Raw genomic sequence first — 14,290 nt, 5'->3', positions numbered from 1 at the left:
CCTTTTCCGGCTCAAGAATCAGTGCTTCCTGAACGTGTCCTTGATCTTTTCGCCGGCCTGCTTCAGATCGGCCCGGAACTGGCGGGACCTGCCCTCGGCCTTGAGCCTGTCATTACCGGTGGCCGCACCGGCTGCTTCCTTGCCCCTGCCGTGGAATTTTCCGGCAGCGTTATGGATCTTGTCACCCCAACCCATGATGTCCTCCTTAATAGGCGGCCCCGCAGCGTGAACACCGCAGTAACCGACAATTAATTGTAGGGACGGACCGGCTCCAAAAGCACCCCGGCCCAGGCCGCTATCAGTGCGGGAAACGGGAACGGCTGCCCACTCCGCAAGTTGGACTCACGGGGTGGGCAGCCGGAATTCGAGCGGGGCGAAGCTGGGGTTACTTGTAAACGCGGACCCAGTCGACCTGCATCTGGGAAGCCGTGGTGGCGGAGCCGTCAGGGAACCAGTCGAGCTGCAAGGTCTGGTGCATGCCCACGGTGGGCTGGTGCGCCGGGTTCGTGTCGCTGAAGGTCTTCACGCCGTCGAGGTATCCGGTGATGCCGGCAGGGGTCCACTCGACTGCATAGTTGTGCCACTGCGTGCTATCAACCGGCTTCGCCGCGTAGGTCTGGAAATCCTTGCCGCCACAGGCGTAATGCAGGAAGAACTTCATCATGGCGGTGTCCGTGCTGCCTTCGGCGTAGTCGATCTCGGCACAGTTAGCGGACGTGTTGTTGTTGGGCCAAAGGATCAGGACCGGGTGGTACTGCGGGTCCCGGGCATTGGTCTTCATGCGCGTTTCCCAGCGACCGTACTTCTGCTGGGCAAACTTCGCCGACATGCCGCCTGTGGTACCTGCGGCATCACCGTTTACCGTGGCCAGGCCATTGGCGACCGACCAGGCCTGCGGGCTGCGGACGCCCTTGCCCGAATGTCCTGCACCCTTGAAGACACTCCACTTTGCGGGGTCCGGGGCGCCGGTGTTGGAGAACTCGTCTCCGGCCAGAACCGGGCCCCACCCAAAGTTGGTGGCTGCCTGCGTGCCCCTACCCGGCGTGGCAGCTGCTGCCTGGTTGGCGGCGGGGACGACGGCGGGCGCTGGGGCGGCGGGGACGACGGCGGGCGCCGCCGCGGCCGGGACTGCTGCGGCCGGTGCGCCGACGGCCGGTGCTGATGCGGCTGGCGCCGCATCCGGGACCGTAGCAGAAGCAGCAGGCGCGTCCGCGGTGGCCGCGCCGGGTGCGACGTCGGCGTCGGTGGCCGGAGCAGTCTGCGTAGGGGCTGGGGTTGTTGCCGCTGGCTTTGCCGCTGCAGTGGCGGACTTGGCCGGCGCGGTGGCCGACGCCGACGCATGCCCAGCCGCTGGCGGACCAGCAGCCCCATCTGTTGCGGGAGCGATGCTGCACCCGGTCAGGGACAGCGCGCCCATCGTGAGCGTGATGGCTATTTTCTTGAACAAGGGACCCCTCCGGGCTTGGGACTGACGCAAACGACAGCTGCAACTTTGGCGATGACGAATGCGCGAAGCTTCATTCAGCCCCCAGCACTGGGCGGGAGCGAGCAGGCACCGATCGGCGCAGCGGCGCCCGACATGCGGGCATCCGGGGCCCTGCGTGCGGGCCAGACCTTGACGGCCAGGCGCCAACGTTACCTGATCGTAACCTTCGCCCGCAAATTGCCGACGTCGGGTCCAGCAGCTCGTCGAGCAGCTGGTCGCGCCGGAGCGGGATCGGGTCGCGGAGACGGCCTAATTGTAGAACCGAAATGCGGGCAGAATGAAGATGACCGGGGTAGGCTGCCCGCTTGCGTCGCGGCGGCCTGTCCTACGCCGCTATCGGCTCATTCGCACGGACGCGTTTTTTGAGAGCCTTGGCATCGTGGCGGAGCTCGCGCCGTTGGCAGGCATCAGGCGGCGCTGCACCCGGCAGTGGTGGCGCGGTGGAGTGGTAGCTGTGGCCGGTGGGAGTGGTGAGCTCGAGGGTGTGCCTGTGACTATTGGTACCGGCGGGCCCGGGACGCGGCCGAACTGTCCAGCCGGGGGTTTGTTTGGTGTAATTGCAGGCTTCGCAGAGTCCGGATCCGTTGGCGGCGGTGGTCGCTCCGCCCTCGGACCAGGGAGTGACGTGGTCCAGGTGTCGGATCGGGGCGTCGCAGTACGGGGTGCGGCAGGTATCGTCTCTGGCCTGGAGGAAGCGTCGGAGCCCGGCGGGGAAGAGCCGGGCCCTCGAATCCATCGCGATCAAGGTCCCCGCTGCCCGGCGCGGTGTAGAGCCGGCGGAGCCAGGTCTGCAGGGCGACGCCGGCTACCGCGGCGACCGCTCCGGTGCCGCCCCCGCCTCCACTGCCGTTGCCCCCGGGGTTAGGGTCGGTGCGGCCCTGGCTCGAACTGATGCCCGGGCCGGAGTCAGCGTCTCTGAGCAGATCGCGGGCCCAGCCGGCCGGGACGATGCCGTAGCCGGGGAGCCGGGCCGGTTCGCTGTCTCCCTGGAACAGGGCGCGGTCGGTCATGACGAGCTGGATCTCGATGCTGCTGATTCCACCCGCCTTCCCCGTGATGCGTTTCAACCAGCGCGTCGGCCATGAGCTGACCCCGGCCCCCGGGGTCCCCGCCAGCGCAGGGTGTCGGCGTGGCGGCTCAGCGCCGCGTACGCGGCCACGCCCTCGGCGACCGGGAGCAGGGCGGTCAGGTAACACATGGTGTCCGGGGCCGGGCGGAGGCTGACATGCCGCTCCGCGGCGGCGTGGCTGGCGCGTTGGGTGATGGAGCGGGGGTCCCGCCGGTACGCCGAGGCCCGGGCCGCGGCAACGATTGCGCGGTCCCCGGCCCCGGCGAACGTGCCGGTATCGGCGGCGAGCTCCTCGTCCACCGCGCAGCGGTCCGCCGCACTCAGGCAGGCGGTTTCCTTCACGAGCAGTGTGGCACGCCATTCGTTGAGCTGCCCGGTGTCCAGGGCGGCCAACGTGTGGGGCATTTCGGTGACGAGGGCGTTGGCCAGGCCCAGGAGCCGGCCGCCGCGGGCCGGGGATTCGCGCCGGGCCAGGGCGATCTGCGCCGCGACCCCGGCCCCGAGTTCGGCCGCCGGCATCCCCGCCGCGCGCTGGACCCGCCGCTGGGCGGCATCGAAGGCGACCGCAACACGTGCTTGCAGTGCGGCCGCGGCGGACTTCAGGTCCTCCAGCTGCCGGAGCTGGTCGATCAGCCCGGCACCGCCGTCGTCGTCGGCATCCGTGGCGTGGCAGGGACGGACCGTACCGAGCAGGCGGGCGACGTCCGTGACCGCGGCGCCGCTTCCAGCGTCGCCATGTCCTCCCGGAACCACTTCGGGCTCTCGCTTGCCGTCCATGAACCCAGTCTAGAAGCGGGGTCAGACAAAAAAGCCCGGCAGAAAGAGCCGGGAGACAGGCCACCTAGAAACCGGCGCGGAGACCCCACAACAATGCGAAAGACGCGGAGACCCCACAACAATGCGAAAGAATGGTCCCATGAGCGACGCCGGCGAGTTTATCGATTCCTCGCTGCAACGCGAAGGGTCCTGGTCCCGGGCGGACGAGTTGCAGGCACGCGTGGGCGGCGATCTGAGCTTCTATGGCGCCTCGGTCGGGGCGGTGCGCGGAACTGTCCGCGACGCGCTGCGCCGCCACCGCGAGTTGCTGCATGATGACATCACCGCGCTGAGCTCAGAACTTTGGTCCGTACCGGTTTTCGAGCGACGGCTGGCGGCCGTGGTCCTGCTGCAGTCCAAGGTCCACATGCTGGACAACGCGGACCTGACCCGGATTGAAGGCTTCCTGAGAACCGCGCAATTGCGGGAGCTGGCCGATCCGCTCGCCGTCGACGTCGTCGGCCCGCTGGTTTCGGGACTGGACCTGCTGGGCAGGGTACGAGCGGACAGCGTGCTGGACCGCTGGGCCCGGGAACCCGACGTCTGGCTGCGCCGCGCCGCCCTGCTCTCGCCGCTCCGGGCGCTCCGGGCCGGCGGGGGAGACTGGCGCAAGTTTGTCGGCCTGGCCAAGGCGGCGCTGGCCGTCTCGCCGGAGCACGACGCGGACGCCGATACCGACGCCGACCTCCTCAGGGAGGCAGTCGCTGTGGTGCTCGACGACGTCGCGAAACACCGGCCAGAGCTGGAATTCACGGCCACCGGGACGTGACGGAAGCGTCCCGCATCAGCTGTCCGACCGTCGCTGCACAACCGCGTAGGCCTTGCCATCCAGGAACTGCCAGTCCGTGACCACCATAAAGCCGAGTGCATCCACACGGTCGTTCAGGACATGGGCGTCGAAACCGCCGTCGCGGGGCTCAGCGTCCCAGGTTGAGACGCGGACTTCCTGGCCTTCGAGGATCAGCAGCTCGGTGTTGACGTCAAAATCCTCCTGAGGCTGATCGCTCAGCTGGCAGATGGCGACACAGTGGCTGTTCATTTCGGGCCTCCGCTTCAGGGATCGCTGCTGGCATCATCCTATGCCTGAGCCCGGGGATGCAGATGGAAAAAGCCCTCGTTTGGACCCCCGCCCCGTTACCTCAATGTGACATTCCGTGATTATCCCGTTACCGTTGTTAGGTGCCTGTTGTCTCCGATACGGGCGCTCCCCAGCCGATTGCCTAACTCTGCCGCGGCCCCGGGGATAACTCGCATCAACGTCCGGCAGAGACGGGGAAACCACTTTTTGACCAGCTGACAGGCAGGTCTTGGGGTGAAGCCGCACGGCCCGCAACGCGGGCCCCGAGTGCGGCCGGGTGCCTCCCATCCGAATCCGACAGCTCACCTCGCAGGCATTGGGAGAGGCTACATTCATGACTTCACGCAATACTTCCGCGCGCCATCGCGGCACCACCACCACGAGCCCGCTTTCGGCAATTTCCTCCGCATTTGCGGGCAATGCAGGCACGATCGGCCGCCAGGCCGCCGTGATCGCCGCAGCATCAGGTCTGGTACTCAGCAGCGCCATGGCCGCCAACGCGGCGGAGGCACCCGTCGAGCGCAACGCCGCACCGGCGTCGTCCGTTGACGTCAACAGTCAGGTCTCCGCTCCGGTCAGCGCGGATTCCACTGTTCAGATCGCCTTCGAGCGTCCGGCCGTGGTCTCGACTCCGGCGCCCGTCGTCGAACAGCCCAAGCCGGCTGCAGCCGTCCCCGCCGCCGCCCCCCAGCCTGCCGCAGCTCCTAAGGCTGCCGTGCAGGTCCAGGCAGCTGCCCCGGCTCCCGCCGCTGCCCCGGCAGCCGGCGGCGTCAACGCCGCGCTGCTTTCGGCCGCCTACGGCCAGGTTGGAATCATGCAGGACTGCACTGCGATGGTCGAAAAGGCGCTCGGCGCAGCCGGCATTCCGGTAGGCGACATCGGCCCGACGGCGTTCCTCAAGTACGGCAAGGTTGTGGCGACTCCGGAGCCGGGCGACATGATCGTCCAGTCCGGCCACGTTGCCATCTACGCCGGCAACGGACAGGCCGTCAGCGGCGGCATCAACGGCAATACAACCGTGGCGCACCCGCTGTCGTGGCTGACCGCCACGGGCCCCGTGACGTTCGTCCGCGCCGGAGTCTGACGCACAGCAGCGAAAGAGGCCGGTGATCAGTTGCCTTGGGGGCAGCGGATTGCCGGCCTTCTGCATGCCGTCGCGTCAGCGAACCAGGGGAAGCGCCAGCCTCATGGTGGTTCCCTCCGGACCTGTCCGGGCTACCTCGACGGTGCCGCCGGCGGCCGTGGCGATCTCGCGGACCAGGGCCAGACCGATGCCGAAGCTTCTCTGCCGGCGCGGCGCATCGGCGCCCGGAGTCCTGACGAAGCGGTCAAAAATCCGGGCCTGGTCGACGCCGGTGATCCCAGCCCCCGTGTCCGCCACGGTGATGACCGCGTGGTTGTTCTCTGCCGCAGTGCTGATGGTGACCTGTCCGCCGGCCGGGGTGTGGGCGAGGGCATTGTCGGCCAGGGCGAGCACCGCGCGGCGGAGGGAGTTCTGGTCGATGCGGGCCAGAGGCCGGCCGCCGCCGGAATCGCTGCCGGAGCCGCCTCCGGAATCGCCCGCGGAAGCCCTGGCGGACGCCCCGTCGGACGCATCCGCGGAAAAGGTGAGCCGGACGCCCTGGCGTGCCGCGAGTTGTTGCAGGCTCTCGGTGACGGAGGACGCGACGTCGGCCAAATCGGCCGGTTCTGTCGCTGGGTCCGGCGTCCCCCTCGTTGCGGCCAAGAGCAGCTCATTGACGATCCCCGTGAGCGTTGCCGTGTCTTCCCGGATTTTGACCAAGGCCTGGCCCGGTTTGGAGTCCGGCGCGGCGTCGCGTTGGGCCAGCTGGATGCGTGCGTCGAGGATGGCGAGGGGGGTGCGCAGTTCATGGCTGGCATCCTGGACGAACCGCCGCTGCAGGGCCAGCGCTTCCCCCAGGGGCCGGATGGCGCTCCGTGCACTGAGCCACCCGACGCCGCCGGCCAGCACGATCCCCGCTACCCCGGCGATGATCATGGCCTCGATCAGGTCCTTGGAGTCGAGATAGGTGTAGGCCTTCCCGGCCACGGTGGCGGATGGCAGGTCCGGGTGAGCCAGCTTGTTCATCAGGTAGACGGTGGCGGCGGCGAGGAGGCAGAGGACCAGCACGGCGCAGGCGGCGCTGATCCGCAGGGCGACCTTGAGGGAGGCCCTGCGCAGGGTGTCCAGGTCCGGTTCGGCGGCCTGCGGTGCGGTGCTATTCATGGGCGTCGCCGATCTGGTAGCCGACGCCGTGGACCGTGCGGATCACGGTTTTGGCGATCTTCCGGCGGAGGTGGTGGACGTAGGTGTCGATCAGGCCGGGCTGGTCCGTGGCCTGGAAATGCTGGCTGAGCAGTTCTTCCCGGGTGAAGACCCGGCCCGGTTCCGCGGCCAGGGCACCGAGCAGTTCGCCCTCCTTCGCTGTGAGGGACACCAGTCGTCCGTAGACGGACCGTACGGAGCGCGACGCCGGATCGAGTTCCCACGGGCCGAAGCCCACCGGCGTGGAGGCCGGGGCAAAAGTGCGGGTCAGGGCGCGCAGGCGTGCCGCGAGTTCCCCGGCGTCGAACGGCTTGGTCACATAGTCGTTGGCACCGGCATCCAGGCCCCTGACTTTCTCCGCCGTGTCCCCGAGCGCGGTCAGGATGAGGATGGGGGTGGAGATCCCCTTCTCCCGCAATGCCCTGATCAGGCTGATGCCGTCCATCACCGGCAAGCCGCGGTCGATCACCATCGCATCCCAGGTCTCCGTGAGCCCCAGGTGCAGTCCGTCCTGGCCGTTGGCAACGAGCCTCACCCGGTAGTCCTCCGCCAGTAGCGCGGCGATGAGCGGCCCCAGGACGGCGTCGTCCTCCACGAGAAGCAGGGAGGGCAGGGCTGCAGTGGTCATGTCAGCTATTCTTCCCCGCCAAATCCTGTGAGGACACACCGTCCGCGGTGTTGTTTGCGGTATCGGCTTCCGTGCCGTCCCAAGAGGCACGGCTGCCCTGGCGACGGCGTTTGAGCAGCTGGATGCCCCACGGCAGGACGGAGACGAGGACCATGACCACGGCGATGACGTCGATGTTCTTGGCGATGATCTCGAAGTGGCCCAGCCAGGTGCCCAACAGGGTCACGGACGTCGCCCAGGCCAGAGCCCCGACGATGTTCCAAAGCGTGAAGGACTTGTACCCGTAACGGGCGATCCCCGCGCTCAACGGCGCAAACGTCCTGACTATCGGCACGAAGCGGGCCAGCACGACGGCGGCACCGCCGTGGCGCCGGAAGAAGTCTTCCGTTGTGGTCAGATGGGCGGTCTTCAGGATCCGGGCATCGTCCTTGAACCATCTCCGGCCAAAGGTGCGGCCCAGCAGGTAGCCGACCTGATCGCCGGCGATGGCAGCTGCGGTGACGACGCCGATCAGGACCGGCAGGGTCAGCTGCAACTGCTGATGCAGGAGGCCCGCGGTGAAGAGCAAGGAGTCCCCGGGCAGGAAGGGGAACAGCACACCTGATTCGATGAAGACCATCAGGGCGATGACGCCCAGCGCGGCCGGGCCGAGCCCCTCGAGCAGGCTCGCGGGGTCAAGGAAGGAGGGGGTTCCGGCCGCGGCCGTAACGAGTCCTGATGTGTAAATACCGTGCATGGTCACGTCCTTAGGATCGGGTTGGCCGGATGAATGCCGCGGCCGGCAGGCGGTCCACGATGAGGGGAGCGAAGCGGTTCCACAGCCCGGCGAGCAGGATCACCGCAGCGCTCGCCGCCAGGAAGGAGGCCGCCACATCGGTGGGGTAGTGGACCCCGAGGTACAGCCGCGACCAGGCCACCACGAGGGCCATCGCCACAGCGGCGAAGGCCGTGGCCTTGGCCCAGCGGGTTCCGCGGGCCAGGAAATACAGTGCAAAACCGAGTGCGACGGCGAAGCAAACGTGGCCGCTGGGGAAGCTGTTGGAGCCGGTTTCCGGCGAGAGCGGATCGAACAGCAGCCCCGGGTCGGGCCGCTGGCGGGCGATGATGAGCTTGAAGAACTCGCTGGCCACCCAGCCGGACGAGGCCACGAGGCCGAATACAACGGCCCTCACCAGGGAACCACGGACCAGCCAAAGGCAGAGTGCAGCGGCAGCAATGAGGACGACGCCGGCCATCGGGCCAAACACCACGTTCAGTGCCATCGCCACGCCGGTCAAAACCGCCACATGGTGCTGGCTGAGATTCTGGTCCACGCCGAACTCCGTTGCGCTGCCGCCGGGCATGAGCTGCGCCGCCAGGCCGATCGCGAGGACCGCGGCGGAGAGCAGAATTCCCCACAGCAGCCAGTGGCGTGCCTGCGGGATGGCCCAGAACACTGGGCTGTCCGCGGGGCGGGCAGCGGCAGGTCCGGGGTGTGTCGCAACGCGGTCAATGGGGGCGCGTCCAGGCATGGGATCCTCCGGTTCGGGGGCAGTGCGCACGGTCGGCGCCTGGTACAACTCTCCCGCGGGGCCGTTAAGAATCGCTTAAGAAGTGACTCCCGGCAGTGATGGGGCGGCGATCAGGGATTCCGGGTTGTCGCAAGGCGCAGGCGCACCACGCGGTACACGACGCCGGCCGCGAACATCAGCAGCCCCGCGATCACGGACTCCACCGGCAGGGTTGCCACCAGGACCACGCACGCGACGGCGCCGATGAGCTGCAGGGCCTTGGGGTACCGGCGGTTTTCGCCGCTTTGGGTGTAGGCGGAGACGTTGGCCACGAGGTAGTAGATGAGGACGCCGAAGGAAGAGAAGCCGATGGCTCCGCGCAGCTCGGCCACGCCGATGATGACGCAGATAACCGCAGCCAGGACCAGTTCGGCCCGGTGCGGGACTTTGAAGCGGGGGTGGACGGCGGCCAGCCACCGGGGCAGATCGGCCTCGCGGGCCATGGCCAGGCTGGTCCGGCCCAGCCCCGCGATCAGTGCCAGCAAGGCGCCCAGCGCCGCCAGTGCGGCGCCCAACCGCACGATCGGCGATGCCCAGTCCCAGGAACCGGCGGCGACGGCGGCGGCAAGCGGGGCCGGCGTGCCGGCAATTCCGTCAGCGCCGAGGACCGCGAGGATGCTGACGGCGATGGCGGCATAGACCGCGACGGCGATCCCCAGTGCGATCACGATGGCGCGCGGGATTGTCCTGCGCGGGTTGATGACTTCCTCCCCCATCGTGGCGATGCGGGCGTAGCCGGCGAACGCGAAGAACAGCAGACCTGCGGACTGCAGGATTCCGTACCAGCCGTGGGTGAGGACGCCGCCGTCGAACAGCTTCGGGGGACCAGCCGCGCCGGGGACCCAGCAGGCGGCCACCACGATGGCCAGGACCACTAGCACGGCCACCACAATGATCCGGGTCAGGGCCGCGGTGCGCGTCACGCCCCGGTAATTCACGGCAACCAGCAGCACGACGGCGGCGATCGCCACCGGCCGCTCCCACCCGGCCGGCGCGGCGTAGGCGGCAAAGGTCAGGGCCATGGCCGCGCTGCTGGCGGTTTTCCCGATCACGAAACCCCACCCGGCCAGGAACCCGGGCCAGGGGCCGAGCCGCTCCCGCCCGTAAACATATGTCCCGCCGGAGGTCGGGTATTCCGCCGCAAGCTGGGCCGAAGCCGTCGCGTTGCAGTACGCGACCACGGCGGCGAGCAGCAGGCCGATCAGAAGTCCGGACCCGGCCGCCTGGGCCGCGGGCGTGAAAGCGGCGAACACGCCCGCGCCGATCATCGACCCGAGGCCTATGACCACCGCATCGAAGGTGTTCAGCCTGCGGGCCAGACGGGGGTGGGAACTCAACGCTGGACGCCTTCCTGGAGTGCCTGCTTACGCCGCGTAGCGCAGCAGCACGACGCCGTTGCTGAAGCCGCGGTGCTCGGCCAGGCGGAGCTGGGTGGTTCCGTCGGCGGGCCCGAACAGGGGCTTGCCGCGCCCGATCAGCACGGGGTGCACGTAGATTCTGTACTCATCGATCAGGCCGAGGCGCCGGAAGGTCGCGGAAAGGTCCGCCCCGCCGAGCGCCAGGTCACCGCCGGGTTGTGCCTTGAGTGCCCTTACCTCGCCGACGACGACCTCACGCACCACGGTGGTGTTCCAGCCCGCCGATTCCAGGGTCCGGGAGTACACGATCTTGGGCATGTCGCGCCAGATGCCGGCGAATTCGCTCATCGGGCCGCTGATTGCGGGGTCACTGTCCGCCGTCGGCCAGAAATCGGCCATCAGTTCATAGGTGACCCGGCCGTCCAGGAACCCACCCATGGTGCGGAGCTCGTCATTGAAATGGCGGTGCAGTTCCTCGTCGACCATATGCCAGCCGATGTCCCGGCCCGGCCCTTCCATGTACCCGTCCAAGGAAACCTGCATCATCAGGATGATTTTCCGCATTCCGGACTCCTCCGTGTTCACGGGCCCAGCGTACGCCCCTGACCCCTGCAACAGTCCAGGGCGTGAGCCGCCGGACCCAAGGATTTTCCAAGGTTGATGCCTTGCGCTCCCGCCCGGCCTGCAGCACAATTCAGGAAATCTAAAATCCACCGCAGATTCTTTGACACTCGGGGGAACGCATGCCTGCGAACGTACTTGGGGCGTCAGCCGATACGGGGCCCTTTCCCGATATCCGACAAACCTCCATGTGCCCGGGATGAGACGCCGTGGACTCCACGGAACCGCGCCGGCACTACCCCTCACGCCACCACAGCGAGGGTGAAGACAATCCTGCGCCCGGTTACTTCCGCAGGCTCCGACCGCGGGTCCTGACGGCGGCCGCAGCGGCCCTGGCCCTGATTGCGGCGACCACCGTCTACGTGTCCATCCAGTCCAGTGTGCCCGCTGATGCGGTCGCGCGGCCCGAAACGTCAGTGTCAGCAGCCCCGGGCGCCCCGGGCACGGCCAGCGCCGCGCCCAATGAGGCCGCCACGGCAAAACAGGCACCTTCCGCCCCTGCTCCCGCCCCGGCGCCGGCCGCGCCGGCGCCGGCCGCGGAGGCGCCTGACTCCCCGCTGGCCCCGCCCGTCTCCCCGGCGGCCCCGCCCGCCGTCGAGCCTCCGCCCGTCGTCGAGGCTCCGGACCAGGGTCCGGTGCCCTTCAGCCCCGCATTCGACGCCCCGATCAACGCGATCATCGAGGCCAACAGCCGGTACCAGGTGGGGGTGGCCCTCATCGATGTGAAAGACGGCGTGGTCCACGAATACGGGGACAAGACCAAGTTCGTCGCCGCCAGCACGGCCAAGATCCTGGCCGCGTCGGCTTACTACCACCTGGTGGAAACCGGACGGGCCTCCCTGACGGCCCGGATGGGCTCGTCCACCGCGGCAGTCCAGATCCGGCAGATGGTCCAGCAGAGCAACAACGACTCATGGGCGCTGATCCTGGCCGCCGTCGGGCAGCAGGGGATGACCGCCTACGCGGCGTCGTTGGGCATCAGCTACGACCGCACCGCGAACCTCCTGTCCCCGGCGGAAACAGGAAAGACACTCTCCTTGCTCTACTCGGGCCAGCTGCTCAATGCGCAGAACACCGCCCAGCTGCTCTCATACATGCAGCACACCAACTACGAAACGCTCATCCCAGCCGCGGTGCCGGCCGGCATTGATGTCTTCCACAAGTACGGCCTGCTCTTCGGGAATCTGCATGACGCCAGCATTCTCGTCCAGGGGGACAGGGCCTACGTTTTCGTGGTGTACACCCTCGGCAAGAATACGTCGGACATGGCGGCCCGTACCCGGATCATCCACGAGCTGACGCAGGCCGTCACGGCCGGTCTGTTCTGAGGGCCGATCCGATATTGATGACCGTTCCATGGCGGGGCGGACCACCGTAGGCTGGACAAGGGAGGTGAATGGAATGAAAGCAACCCAAGGAGACCGCATCATCATCCGGGGCCACACCGTGGAGTCTTCGGACCGGCACGGTGAGATCCTCGAGGTCAAGGGCGCCGACGGGGCGCCGCCGTATCATGTCAGGTTCGACGACGGCCACGAGACCATCCTGTTTCCGGGCGGTGACTTCGTCGTCGAAAGCAGCCAGAAAAGCTGACGCCGTCGGCTGGAACCCGCCGCTAGAAACTCGATGAGCTGCCGGAGCCGGAAAAGCTGCCCCCGCTGCTGCCGTAGCCGGTGGTGCTGCTCCCGCCGCGGGCGCTGCTGACACTGCTGACGCCTGTGTTGAAGCCGGAGTTGAAGGTGGGCACAGAGAAGAAGTAATAGGACGGGTAGACCGTGCCGAGGATGCTGGGCTCGTAACTGCGGCCGTACCTGGCCTTGGGTCCGGCCTGGGCGCTCTCCATTTCCTTGCGCATGAGGCTGGCTTCCTTCTCGCTCTTGGCGAAGCCGTTGATCACGGTGTCGGCATGGTTCTTCAGCAGTTCGGAAAGCTGCGTGCGGGCGTCGCGCAGGCGGTCGAGCGCCGTCTCCGGCGTGGTGGTGCCATCGGCCAGTTCAGAGGTCCAGCGCTCCAGCTCGCGATGACTCTGCTCGCGGAAGGACCGGAGGGCGGCGGCCGTCGCGGAGTCACCCTGGGCGTGGCGTTTGCTGAGCATCTGCTCGACGGCGGCGAGGTCGTTGCGGAACGGGGCCAGCTGCCGGTCCCAGGCCCGGTCCCAGGACGATCCGCGGTTGAGCAGTGCGTTGGTGTCGGCAATGACGTCGTCCAGGGCGTCGAGTTCGGCGGCGGCATCGGCGTAGCTCCGCACCAGCGCCAGGTTCCGACGCCGGCTCAGCTCCTTGGCAGAGAACGCGTGCGCCTGGTTGGAGAGTCCGGTGGCGGTGTTGTACTTGGCCATGAAGCTGCGGTGCTTCTCCAGCACTGTGCTCCCATAGCGCGAGGCCTCCGGAATGGTGCCGGCGTTGAGCTCGGTGACCTGCAGGTCCATGCTCACGTTCGCATAACTGGCGTCCCCGCGGGCGAGTTCCTTCCGGCTGCTCACCCGGGTCCGCCAGCGCACCATCAGCCACGTGCCAGCCCCGGCGGCGGCCGCCGCCGCCGTCACCCAGGCCGTGATGAGGAAGGCTGCGGACCGGTACCACGGCTGGTTGATCAGCTCGGCCGCGCGCCTGATGCCGGCAATCGTGCCGTCCGTCCACTGGGCGTCACGGAGCAGTTCCTTGGACGCGTCCTGGATGTCATCGCGCTGTTCAGGGGAGACCTTGCGGTCCTCGCCCAGGTAGGTCCCGACATGCCGACCCACCGGATCCAGCGCGAAGATGAACAGCCCGTCCGCCCACTTCTGCCCGTCCGCGCTGATCCATTCGGGGTGCTCGGCGCGGGCAAATCGCAGGACTTCCTCATTGAGGTTGGCCGAGGCCGTTCCGTTGTAGGTGTACACGGCCACTTTCGTGGGCTGGTAGAAGTCAATGGACTGCACTGCGGGCAGGAGGGTGTTTCGGTCCAGCACCCCCGCACGGTCCTCGACGACGACGTCGACCCCCCGGACAGCGAGGGCGGTCGGCCCGGTGCCTGCCAGCCCGATCAGGACCAAGGCCAGGACGCCGAAGAATTTCCGCATGACTCCCATTTGCTGAGCGTAGTGCTTACCGTCGGCCGCGTCGACGAAGCCTGGCCAACCACGCGGGCCGCGGTTTCGGTTTGGTCGGGCAGCATGCTGTCGTCCCGGCGCTCGCTGCCGCCGCCTCCGGGCTCGGGGTAATTGTCAATGGCGCCCCCCGCCATGGCGGCGATGCCGCTGGCCGGTTCCGGGGCCGCACGCTCCTACTGGCCGGGATCAGTTCGCTCCTGGCCGGCGGCCCGCAGCACGGGTCACAAGACTCCCTGTTGCCTCATTGCAATACCTCCGGGAAAAGTGATTCGTTGCCTCATCTGAAAACCTCCGGTTGATGGCTTCGTTGCCTCATTGAAGAACCTC

At 67.9% G+C, this 14,290-nt stretch carries 14 protein-coding genes, 1 pseudogene and 1 riboswitch; of the genes and pseudogenes, 4 read left to right on the top strand and 11 right to left on the bottom strand.

Annotated elements, in window-relative coordinates:
- Positions 1-18: 18 nt before the first annotated feature.
- The 3 genes and pseudogenes from ABIB26_RS12505 to ABIB26_RS12495 form a co-directional block, all read right to left on the bottom strand.
- A complete protein-coding gene (locus tag ABIB26_RS12505) occupies positions 19-195 on the bottom strand; it encodes a CsbD family protein (RefSeq protein WP_354243366.1) in 177 nt (58 codons plus the stop codon).
- Between the two features lie 190 nt (positions 196-385).
- Complete coding sequence (locus ABIB26_RS12500; RefSeq protein WP_354243363.1) at positions 386-1,447, bottom strand: glycoside hydrolase family 16 protein; 1,062 nt, start codon at positions 1,445-1,447, stop codon at positions 386-388.
- Positions 1,448-1,811: 364 nt separating this feature from the next.
- Positions 1,812-3,332 (bottom strand): annotated as a pseudogene (locus ABIB26_RS12495) (HNH endonuclease).
- A gap of 139 nt (positions 3,333-3,471) precedes the next feature.
- Here ABIB26_RS12495 and ABIB26_RS12490 point away from each other — a divergent pair.
- Positions 3,472-4,140, top strand: coding sequence for a DNA alkylation repair protein (locus ABIB26_RS12490; protein ID WP_354243360.1), 669 nt, complete (start codon positions 3,472-3,474; stop codon positions 4,138-4,140).
- A gap of 15 nt (positions 4,141-4,155) precedes the next feature.
- Here ABIB26_RS12490 and ABIB26_RS12485 read toward each other — a convergent pair whose 3' ends face one another.
- Entirely contained in the window at positions 4,156-4,410 is a 255-nt protein-coding gene (locus ABIB26_RS12485) for a hypothetical protein (protein ID WP_354243357.1), read from the bottom strand.
- Positions 4,411-4,588: 178 nt separating this feature from the next.
- Positions 4,589-4,775: riboswitch (cyclic di-AMP (ydaO/yuaA leader) on the top strand.
- Between the two features lie 8 nt (positions 4,776-4,783).
- Here ABIB26_RS12485 and ABIB26_RS12480 point away from each other — a divergent pair.
- Complete coding sequence (locus ABIB26_RS12480) at positions 4,784-5,533, top strand: hypothetical protein (RefSeq protein ID WP_354243354.1); 750 nt, start codon at positions 4,784-4,786, stop codon at positions 5,531-5,533.
- Between the two features lie 75 nt (positions 5,534-5,608).
- Here ABIB26_RS12480 and ABIB26_RS12475 read toward each other — a convergent pair whose 3' ends face one another.
- The 6 genes from ABIB26_RS12475 to ABIB26_RS12450 form a co-directional block, all read right to left on the bottom strand.
- Positions 5,609-6,676 carry a sensor histidine kinase gene (locus tag ABIB26_RS12475; protein ID WP_354243351.1) on the bottom strand — a complete coding sequence of 356 codons (1,068 nt, stop codon included), beginning with the start codon at positions 6,674-6,676 and terminating at the stop codon, positions 5,609-5,611.
- A complete protein-coding gene (locus ABIB26_RS12470) occupies positions 6,669-7,343 on the bottom strand; it encodes a response regulator transcription factor (RefSeq protein WP_354243348.1) in 675 nt (224 codons plus the stop codon). Before ABIB26_RS12470 ends, ABIB26_RS12475 begins: the two co-directional genes overlap by 8 nt.
- Position 7,344: 1 nt before the next feature.
- Positions 7,345-8,079, bottom strand: a complete 735-nt coding sequence (locus tag ABIB26_RS12465) for a DedA family protein (protein ID WP_354243346.1) — start codon at positions 8,077-8,079, stop codon at positions 7,345-7,347.
- Positions 8,080-8,089: 10 nt separating this feature from the next.
- A complete protein-coding gene (locus ABIB26_RS12460) occupies positions 8,090-8,884 on the bottom strand; it encodes a phosphatase PAP2 family protein (RefSeq protein WP_354243344.1) in 795 nt (264 codons plus the stop codon).
- An 80-nt stretch (positions 8,885-8,964) separates the two neighbouring features.
- Entirely contained in the window at positions 8,965-10,230 is a 1,266-nt protein-coding gene (locus ABIB26_RS12455; protein WP_354243342.1) for an APC family permease, read from the bottom strand.
- 27 nt (positions 10,231-10,257) lie between these two features.
- Positions 10,258-10,815, bottom strand: coding sequence for a dihydrofolate reductase family protein (locus tag ABIB26_RS12450; RefSeq protein ID WP_354243339.1), 558 nt, complete (start codon positions 10,813-10,815; stop codon positions 10,258-10,260).
- A gap of 266 nt (positions 10,816-11,081) precedes the next feature.
- Here ABIB26_RS12450 and ABIB26_RS12445 point away from each other — a divergent pair, with 266 nt between their 5' ends.
- Together ABIB26_RS12445 and ABIB26_RS12440 are read left to right on the top strand one after the other, a co-directional pair.
- Positions 11,082-12,200, top strand: coding sequence for a serine hydrolase (locus tag ABIB26_RS12445; RefSeq protein ID WP_354243336.1), 1,119 nt, complete (start codon positions 11,082-11,084; stop codon positions 12,198-12,200).
- A gap of 73 nt (positions 12,201-12,273) precedes the next feature.
- Positions 12,274-12,465 (top strand): DUF1918 domain-containing protein, encoded by a 192-nt coding sequence (locus ABIB26_RS12440; RefSeq protein WP_354243333.1) that lies wholly within the window; start codon positions 12,274-12,276, stop codon positions 12,463-12,465.
- A 22-nt stretch (positions 12,466-12,487) separates the two neighbouring features.
- On the opposite strand, the gene ABIB26_RS12435 is transcribed toward ABIB26_RS12440, so the two are convergent.
- Complete coding sequence (locus ABIB26_RS12435) at positions 12,488-13,942, bottom strand: DUF5129 domain-containing protein (protein WP_354243331.1); 1,455 nt, start codon at positions 13,940-13,942, stop codon at positions 12,488-12,490.
- Positions 13,943-14,290: the final 348 nt, after the last annotated feature.

The organism is Arthrobacter sp. UYEF20, from assembly GCF_040546335.1.
Taxonomy (GTDB): domain Bacteria; phylum Actinomycetota; class Actinomycetes; order Actinomycetales; family Micrococcaceae; genus Arthrobacter.
The sequence above is the reverse complement of the archived record's forward strand: the minus strand, read 5'-3'. Positions and strand labels throughout refer to the sequence as shown.

Bases quoted from the DNA above. Each gene is read 5' to 3' on its own strand.
- ABIB26_RS12505 (WP_354243366.1), bottom strand. From the start codon at position 195: ATGGGTTGGGGTGACAAGATCCATAACGCTGCCGGAAAATTCCACGGC.
- ABIB26_RS12465 (WP_354243346.1), bottom strand. From the start codon at position 8,079: ATGCACGGTATTTACACATCAGGACTCGTTACGGCCGCGGCCGGAACC.
- ABIB26_RS12435 (WP_354243331.1), bottom strand. From the start codon at position 13,942: ATGGGAGTCATGCGGAAATTCTTCGGCGTCCTGGCCTTGGTCCTGATC.
- ABIB26_RS12470 (WP_354243348.1), bottom strand. From the start codon at position 7,343: ATGACCACTGCAGCCCTGCCCTCCCTGCTTCTCGTGGAGGACGACGCC.
- ABIB26_RS12490 (WP_354243360.1), top strand. From the start codon at position 3,472: ATGAGCGACGCCGGCGAGTTTATCGATTCCTCGCTGCAACGCGAAGGG.
- ABIB26_RS12450 (WP_354243339.1), bottom strand. From the start codon at position 10,815: ATGCGGAAAATCATCCTGATGATGCAGGTTTCCTTGGACGGGTACATG.
- ABIB26_RS12475 (WP_354243351.1), bottom strand. From the start codon at position 6,676: ATGAATAGCACCGCACCGCAGGCCGCCGAACCGGACCTGGACACCCTG.
- ABIB26_RS12480 (WP_354243354.1), top strand. From the start codon at position 4,784: ATGACTTCACGCAATACTTCCGCGCGCCATCGCGGCACCACCACCACG.
- ABIB26_RS12485 (WP_354243357.1), bottom strand. From the start codon at position 4,410: ATGAACAGCCACTGTGTCGCCATCTGCCAGCTGAGCGATCAGCCTCAG.
- ABIB26_RS12440 (WP_354243333.1), top strand. From the start codon at position 12,274: ATGAAAGCAACCCAAGGAGACCGCATCATCATCCGGGGCCACACCGTG.